Origin of the sequence: Saccharopolyspora sp. 7B, from assembly GCF_020177435.1 — a bacterium.
Lineage (GTDB): Bacteria > Actinomycetota > Actinomycetes > Mycobacteriales > Pseudonocardiaceae > Saccharopolyspora_C > Saccharopolyspora_C gregorii.
In genome coordinates, this window is sequence record NZ_JAIUKC010000202.1 from 1 (window position 1) to 6,580 (window position 6,580).

7 protein-coding genes are annotated in these 6,580 nt (G+C 73.4%); all 7 read left to right on the forward strand.

Annotated elements, in window-relative coordinates; translation table 11 throughout:
* Positions 1–129: 129 nt before the first annotated feature.
* The 7 genes from LCD33_RS25840 (at position 130) to LCD33_RS25870 (ending at position 6,459) form a co-directional block, all read left to right on the forward strand.
* Complete coding sequence (locus tag LCD33_RS25840; protein ID WP_224978372.1) at positions 130–1,533, forward strand: amino acid permease; 1,404 nt, start codon at positions 130–132, stop codon at positions 1,531–1,533.
* Positions 1,534–1,657: 124 nt separating this feature from the next.
* Positions 1,658–2,323, forward strand: coding sequence for a ribulose-phosphate 3-epimerase (gene rpe / locus LCD33_RS25845; protein ID WP_224957729.1), 666 nt, complete (start codon positions 1,658–1,660; stop codon positions 2,321–2,323).
* A 32-nt stretch (positions 2,324–2,355) separates the two neighbouring features.
* Positions 2,356–3,351 carry a bifunctional diaminohydroxyphosphoribosylaminopyrimidine deaminase/5-amino-6-(5-phosphoribosylamino)uracil reductase RibD gene (ribD, locus tag LCD33_RS25850; RefSeq protein ID WP_224957728.1) on the forward strand — a complete coding sequence of 332 codons (996 nt, stop codon included), beginning with the start codon at positions 2,356–2,358 and terminating at the stop codon, positions 3,349–3,351.
* Between the two features lie 11 nt (positions 3,352–3,362).
* Positions 3,363–3,974 carry a riboflavin synthase gene (locus LCD33_RS25855; protein WP_224957722.1) on the forward strand — a complete coding sequence of 204 codons (612 nt, stop codon included), beginning with the start codon at positions 3,363–3,365 and terminating at the stop codon, positions 3,972–3,974.
* A gap of 139 nt (positions 3,975–4,113) precedes the next feature.
* Positions 4,114–5,403, forward strand: coding sequence for a bifunctional 3,4-dihydroxy-2-butanone-4-phosphate synthase/GTP cyclohydrolase II (locus tag LCD33_RS25860; RefSeq protein ID WP_224957721.1), 1,290 nt, complete (start codon positions 4,114–4,116; stop codon positions 5,401–5,403).
* The gene (gene ribH / locus LCD33_RS25865) at positions 5,400–5,876 is read left to right on the forward strand and encodes a 6,7-dimethyl-8-ribityllumazine synthase (protein WP_224957720.1); all 477 of its coding nucleotides are present in this window, start codon (positions 5,400–5,402) and stop codon (positions 5,874–5,876) included. The genes LCD33_RS25860 and ribH overlap by 4 nt, the downstream gene beginning before the upstream one ends.
* Before the next feature lie 55 nt (positions 5,877–5,931).
* Positions 5,932–6,459 carry a PH domain-containing protein gene (locus tag LCD33_RS25870; RefSeq protein WP_224957718.1) on the forward strand — a complete coding sequence of 176 codons (528 nt, stop codon included), beginning with the start codon at positions 5,932–5,934 and terminating at the stop codon, positions 6,457–6,459.
* The last annotated feature ends 121 nt before the right edge of the window (positions 6,460–6,580 follow it).

Genomic DNA, 6,580 nt, shown 5'->3' on the forward strand with positions numbered 1-6,580 from the left:
GCTCGGGTGGGCGGGCAGGGCATTCGGGCCGGGGGAGCGCCGTGGTGGGGGAGACTGTCGCGTGCTTCCGGGTTCGGCGTCGCTAGGGTGCTGTGCGCGCGAGTGCGCGCCAGTCGAGGAGGCGGCGAGTTGGAACCAGCGGGAACGGACCCGGAGCGGGCTGCGGACGGCGGCGGGCTGCGCCGCGACCTGAGCGGCCGGCAGGTCGGCATGATCGCCATCGGTGGCGCGATCGGCACCGGGCTGTTCCTCGGCTCCGGACTCGCCATCAACATCGCGGGCCCGGCCGTGATCATCGCCTACGCGGTGGCCGCCTTCGCCGCGCTCGCCCTGGCCTACGCGCTCGCCGAGATGGTCGTCGTGCACCCCGAGGCCGGCGGGTTCGGGCCCATCGCGCAGCGCTACCTCGGCGGCCTCGCCGGATTCGTGCAGCGGTGGATCTACTGGGCCGCGCAGGTCGTCAACATCGGCAGCGAGGTCGTCGCCGCCGGGCTCTACGTGCAGTTCTGGTACCCGCAGCTGCCGCTGTGGCTGCCCGTCGTGGTGTTCTCGCTGGTCATGCTGGCGATCAACGCCTCGGCCGTGCGGTTCTTCGGCGAGTTCGAGTACTGGTTCGCGCTGATCAAGGTCGTCACGATCGTCGTGTTCGTGCTGCTCGGCATCACCTACATCGTGTTCGGCCTGCCCGGCCGCCCGGCCACCGGCGTCGGTGCGCTCACCGAGCACGACGGGTTCCTGCCGAACGGGATCGGTGCGGTGTGGCTGGCGCTGACCGTGGTCACCTTCTCCTACCTGGGCACCGAGGCCGTCGCCGTCACCGCGTCCGAGTCGCGGAACCCGGGCCGCGACGTGCCGCGGGCGGCGCGGAACATGGTGCTGCGGCTCGGGTTGTTCTACGTGCTGGGCATGCTGGTGGTCGTCTCGATCCTGCCGTGGAACCAGGTGTCCACCGAGGAGGACGTGACGCAGAGCCCGTTCGTGGCGCTGTTCGCGACCGCCGGGATCCCCGCCGCCGCGGGCGTCATGAACTTCGTGGTGCTCACCGCGGCGCTGTCCGCGATGAACACCAACCTGTACGTGACGGCGCGGATGACCTACTCGCTCGCCCAGGACGGCTACGCGCCGAAGTGGTTCGCCGGGCTGAGCCGCCACGGCGCGCCGCAGCGGGCGCTGCTGCTGTCCGCGGGCGGGCTGGTGCTGGCAGCGGGCATCTCGGTGTTCGCCGAGTCCACCGCGTTCCCGCTGCTGCTGGGGCTGGCGCTGTTCGGCGCGCTGATCACCTGGCTGCTCATCTTCGCCAGCCACCTGGCGTTCCGGCGGCGCCGGGTCGCCGCGGGGCTGCCGGATTCGCCGGTGCGGCTGGCGGGCGCACCGGTGACGACGGTGCTGGCGATGCTGTTCGTGGCGGCGGTGCTGCTGACGACGCCGTTCACCGAGCAGTTCGACACCGCGTGGAAGGCGGGGGTGCCGTTCCTCGCCCTGCTCTGCGTCGCCTACTACGTCCTGCGCCGCCGGGCCGCCGGGCGCTCCTGAGCCGCTGGCCGGGGCACCGCCCGCCCGTTCACCTGGGCGCGCGGGCGGTTCACCTCGTCGGGTCGACGCGGGCGCGGGCGGTGGGCGGGTGAGATTTACACTCCCGCATGTGTCGAACCAGCCGATGATCGCGCCCTCCATCCTGTCCGCGGACTTCGCCCGCCTCGCCACCGAGCTCGACGCCGTCAAGGGCGCCGACTGGGTGCACGTCGACGTGATGGACGCGCACTTCGTGCCGAACCTGACCCTCGGGCTCCCGGTCGTCGAGTCGCTGCTCAAGGCCACCGACATCCCGCTGGACTGCCACCTGATGATCGAGGACCCGGACCGCTGGGCGATCGGCTACGCCGAAGCGGGCGCGCACAACGTCACCGTGCACGCCGAAGCCGCCCAGGACCCGGTGAAGATCGCCGCGGATCTGCGCGCGGCCGGCGCCAAGGCCGGGCTGTCGATCAAGCCGGGCACGCCGTTCGACCAGTACGTCGAAGTGCTCAAGCACTACGACACGCTGCTGGTGATGTCCGTCGAGCCCGGTTTCGGCGGCCAGAAGTTCATCACCGAGGTGCTGGAGAAGGCCCGCGCCGCCCGCAACCTCGTCGACACCGGGCACCTGAACCTCATCGTGGAGATCGACGGCGGCATCAACGCCGACACCATCGAGCAGGCCGCGGAAGCCGGGGTCGACTGCTTCGTCGCGGGTTCCGCCGTCTACGGCGCCGACGACCCGGCCCGCGCGGTGGAGGCGCTGCGCGCCCAGGCCGCCCCGAACTTCGCGCACGCCCGGAAGTGACCGCCGCGACCGCGGACCCGGTGCGCGCCGCGATGTTCGCGGCGCTCGCCGCGAGCGAACGCGTCCGCGGCAGCACCAGCCCGAACCCGCCGGTGGGCTGCGTGGTGCTCGACGCCGACGGCGCCGTCGCCGGGACCGGCGCGACCCAGCCGCCCGGCGGGCCGCACGCCGAGGTGATGGCGCTGCGCGCCGCCGGGGACCGCGCCCGCGGCGGCACCGCCGTGGTGACCCTGGAACCGTGCGCGCACACCGGCCGCACCGCGCCGTGCACCACGGCGCTGCTCGCGGCCGGAGTGGCGCGGGTGGTGCACGCCGTGGCCGATCCGAACCCGCAGGCCGCGGGCGGCGCCGAAGTGCTGCGCGCCGCCGGGGTCCGCGTCGAATCCGGCCTGCTCGGCGAGCAGATCGCGCGCGGCCCGCTGCGGGCCTGGCTGCACTTCGCCCGCACCGGCCGCCCGCACGTCACCTGGAAGTACGCGGCGAGCCTGGACGGCCGGTCGGCCGCCGCCGACGGCACCAGCAAGTGGATCAGCTCGGCGACCTCGCGCGCCGAGGTGCACGAGCTGCGCGGCAAGGTCGACGCGATCCTCGCCGGCACCGGCACCGTCCTCGCCGACGACCCGCAGCTGACCGCCCGCGAAGCCGACGGCGGCCTGCGCCCGCACCAGCCGCTGCGCGTCGTCGTCGGCGACCGCGAGGTGCCCGCCGGGGCGCGCGTCTTCGACGACTCGGCCGCCACGATCCGGCTGCCCGGCGGGGACCCGGCGGCGGTGCTGGCCGAGCTGGGCCGGCGCGGCGTGGTGGACGTGCTGCTGGAGGGCGGGCCGACGCTGGCCGGGGCGTTCGTCGCCGCCGGGTGCGTCGACCGCGTGCTGGCCTACCTGGCCCCCGCGCTGCTCGGCGCCGGTCCCGCCGCGCTCGGCGACGCCGGGGTGGCGAGCGTCTCCCAAGCATGGTGGTGGGACATCGAAGAGACCACGATGAGCGGACCGGACGTGCGCGTCAGCGCCGTGCCCACCGGCCGCTGAGGAGGAAGAGCATGTTCACCGGCATCGTCGAGGAGCTCGGCACGGTCACGTCCGTCGAGGAGGACGGCGACGGGGTGCGGCTGACCGTCGAAGGACCGCTGGTGACCTCCGACGCGAAGCACGGCGACTCGATCGCCGTGAACGGCGTGTGCCTGACCGTGGTGGATTCCGGCGCCGGCCGGTTCACCGTGGACGTGGTGGCCGAGACGGTGCGCCGCTCCGCGATCCGGCACATCACCGCGGGCGACCGGGTGAACCTGGAGCGCGCGATGGCGCTCGGTGACCGGCTCGGCGGGCACATCGTGCAGGGCCACGTGGACGGCACGGCCGTGCTGCTGGAGTCCGACGGCGACCTGACCCGCTTCGAGCTGCCGGCCGGTCTGTCGCACTACCTGGTGGAGAAGGGCTCGATCACGGTGGACGGGGTATCGCTCACCGTGGTCGGAGCGGGACGCACCGAGTTCAGCGTGGCGCTGATTCCCACCACACGGGAACTCACCACTCTGGGGGTGCGCCGACCGGGTGAAGAGGTCAACATCGAGGTGGACGTGCTGGCCAAGCACCTGGAACGGCTCGCCGCCGCGCAGCTCGACCGGCCCCGCACCGGAGCGGACGGGTCCTGACCGCCCGATCGGCGGCCGGAGCCCGGCAGGCGAGAGGACAATGACGGTGCCGGGAACGCACAGCCGCCCGGCAGCCCGAACCGAGGGCGGGCGCACCGGTGGTGCGCCGCAGCCCCAGAGCGAAAGAGCACGGGACACGGTGAGCAACAGGTTCGACGACATCGAGCGCGCCCTGGCCGACATCGCGGCGGGCCGCCCGGTGATCGTGGTCGATGACGAGGATCGCGAGAACGAAGGCGATCTGATCTTCGCCGCCGAGAAGGCGACGCCGGAACTCGTGGCGTTCATGGTGCGCTACACGTCCGGCTACCTGTGCGTCGGCATGACCGGCGAGGACTGCGACCGGCTGGACCTCCCGCCGATGTACCACTCCAACCAGGACCGCAAGGGCACCGCCTACACGGTCGCCGTCGACGCGGCCGAAGGCGTCAGCACCGGCATCTCCGCCAGCGACCGGGCCCGCACCCTGCAGGTCCTCGCGGACGCCGGTTCGCGGGCCGCCGACCTGCACCGGCCGGGGCACGTGGTGCCGCTGCGCGCCCGCGACGGCGGCGTGCTGCGCAGGCCCGGGCACACCGAGGCGAGCGTCGACCTGTCCCGGCTCGCCGGGCTGCGGCCGGTGGGCGCGCTGTGCGAGATCGTCAGCCAGAAGTCCGAGGGCGACATGGCCCGCCGCGACGAGCTGGAGGTCTTCGCCGACGAGCACGACCTGCGGCTGATCACCATCGCCGACCTCATCGCCTACCGCAGGCGGTTCGAGAAGCAGGTCGAGCGGGTCGCCGAGGCGCGCATCCCCACCGCGCACGGCACCTTCCGCACCTTCGGCTACGACAGCACCCTCGACGGCATCGAGCACCTGGCGCTGGTCTACGGCGAGATCGGCGACGGCGAGGACGTGCTGGTGCGGGTGCACTCGGAGTGCCTGACCGGGGACGTGCTCGGCTCGCTGCGCTGCGACTGCGGCCCGCAGCTGTCCGCGGCGATGGAGAAGGTCGCCGCCGAGGGCCGCGGCATCGTGCTCTACATGCGCGGCCACGAGGGCCGCGGCATCGGCCTGATCCACAAGTTGCAGGCCTACCAGCTGCAGGACGACGGCGCCGACACCGTCGACGCGAACGTGGCGCTGGGGATGCCGGTGGACAGCCGCGACTACGGCCAGGGCGCGCAGATCCTCTGCGACCTGGGCGTGAAGTCGATGCGACTGCTGACGAACAATCCGGAGAAGCGGATCGGGCTGGAGGGCTACGGCCTGCGGGTGCTGGGCCGGGAGGCCCTGCCGATCCGCCCGAACCCGGAGAACCTGCGCTACCTGCGCACCAAGCGGGACCGGATGGGGCACGAGTTGAACCACCTCGACGACGGCGAGGACTCCTCGATCACCGGCGACGGCGACGAGACCGGCTTCGGCAGGCCGGGGGTCATCGCATGAGCGGCGAAGGCAGGCCCCGCGTCGAGGTCCCGCGGGCCGACGGGCTGAAGCTGGCGATCGCGAGCATCCGCTGGCACGAGAAGATCACCGGCCGGATGCTGGAGCGCGCGCTCGCCGCCGCCCACGAGGCGGGCATCGCGGAACCGACCGTGGTGCGGGTGCCGGGTTCGATCGAACTCCCGGTGGTGTGCCAGGAACTGGCGCGCGGGCACGACGCGGTGGTGGCGCTCGGCGTCGTCATCCGCGGCGGCACCCCGCACTTCGAGTACGTCTGCGACTCGGTGACCGCCGGGCTGACCCGGGTGGCGCTGGACGAGTCGACGGCGGTCGGCAACGGACTGCTCACCTGCGACACCGACCAGCAGGCCCGGGACCGGGCCGGGTTCCCGGAATCGGTCGAGGACAAGGGCTTCGAGGCGACCGCGGCCGCTCTGGAGACCGCGCTGGTGCTGCGCGACCTGCGCGCCCGCTGACCCGCGTCCGGAGGGCTGTCGCGGGGTGCGCCGCGCTACCGGGCAAACTGGACGCATGCAGTCAGCTGAGGCTCGGGACGAGGTGGCCGGTCCGGAACCGGCGGGAGGTGGGGACGCGGTGGAGTCCTCGGACGCGGTCCGGCCCGTGGTGGTGCGGCCGATCAAGATCCGCCGGGTGGTGATCCCGGTGGCCGTGGTGCTGGTGGTCGTGTTCGCCGTGGTGGCGGTGCTGCTGCGCAACACCCCGACCGGCGTGTACTTCCGGGTGTCGGACCAGATCGCGATGGCCGGGCTGGGCGTGCTGCTGGCCTGCGGGGCGCTGCTGCTGGCGCGGCCGCGGCTGCGCGCCGACCTGTCCGGGCTGGAGGTGCGCAACGTGATCGGCACCCAGCGCTACTCGTGGGACGAGGTGCAGGCCGTCAGCTTCCCGGACGGCGCCGCGTGGGCGCGGTTGGAACTGCCGCAGGACGAGTACGCCTCGGTGATGGCGATCCAGTCCACCGACGGCGCGCACGCCGTGCAGGCCATGCGGGACCTGCGCGAACTCCGCCGCGAGGTGGAGGCCCGCCGCGGCGGGGAGTGACCTGGTGCGAAAACGGGTGGCCCCGGGGGCGCGCCCCCCGCCCCCCCCGGGGGGGGCCCCCCGGTTGAGGAACCCCCCCCCGGGGAACACACCCCGGGGGGGTACCAACCGTGATCGCGGC

What these genes read in the sequence shown, in the direction of transcription:
- LCD33_RS25870 (WP_224957718.1), top strand. Translation starts at nt 5,932, where the DNA reads ATGCAGTCAGCTGAGGCTCGGGACGAGGTGGCCGGTCCGGAACCGGCG.
- rpe (WP_224957729.1), top strand. Translation starts at nt 1,658, where the DNA reads ATGATCGCGCCCTCCATCCTGTCCGCGGACTTCGCCCGCCTCGCCACC.
- ribD (WP_224957728.1), top strand. Translation starts at nt 2,356, where the DNA reads ATGTTCGCGGCGCTCGCCGCGAGCGAACGCGTCCGCGGCAGCACCAGC.
- LCD33_RS25855 (WP_224957722.1), top strand. Translation starts at nt 3,363, where the DNA reads ATGTTCACCGGCATCGTCGAGGAGCTCGGCACGGTCACGTCCGTCGAG.
- ribH (WP_224957720.1), top strand. Translation starts at nt 5,400, where the DNA reads ATGAGCGGCGAAGGCAGGCCCCGCGTCGAGGTCCCGCGGGCCGACGGG.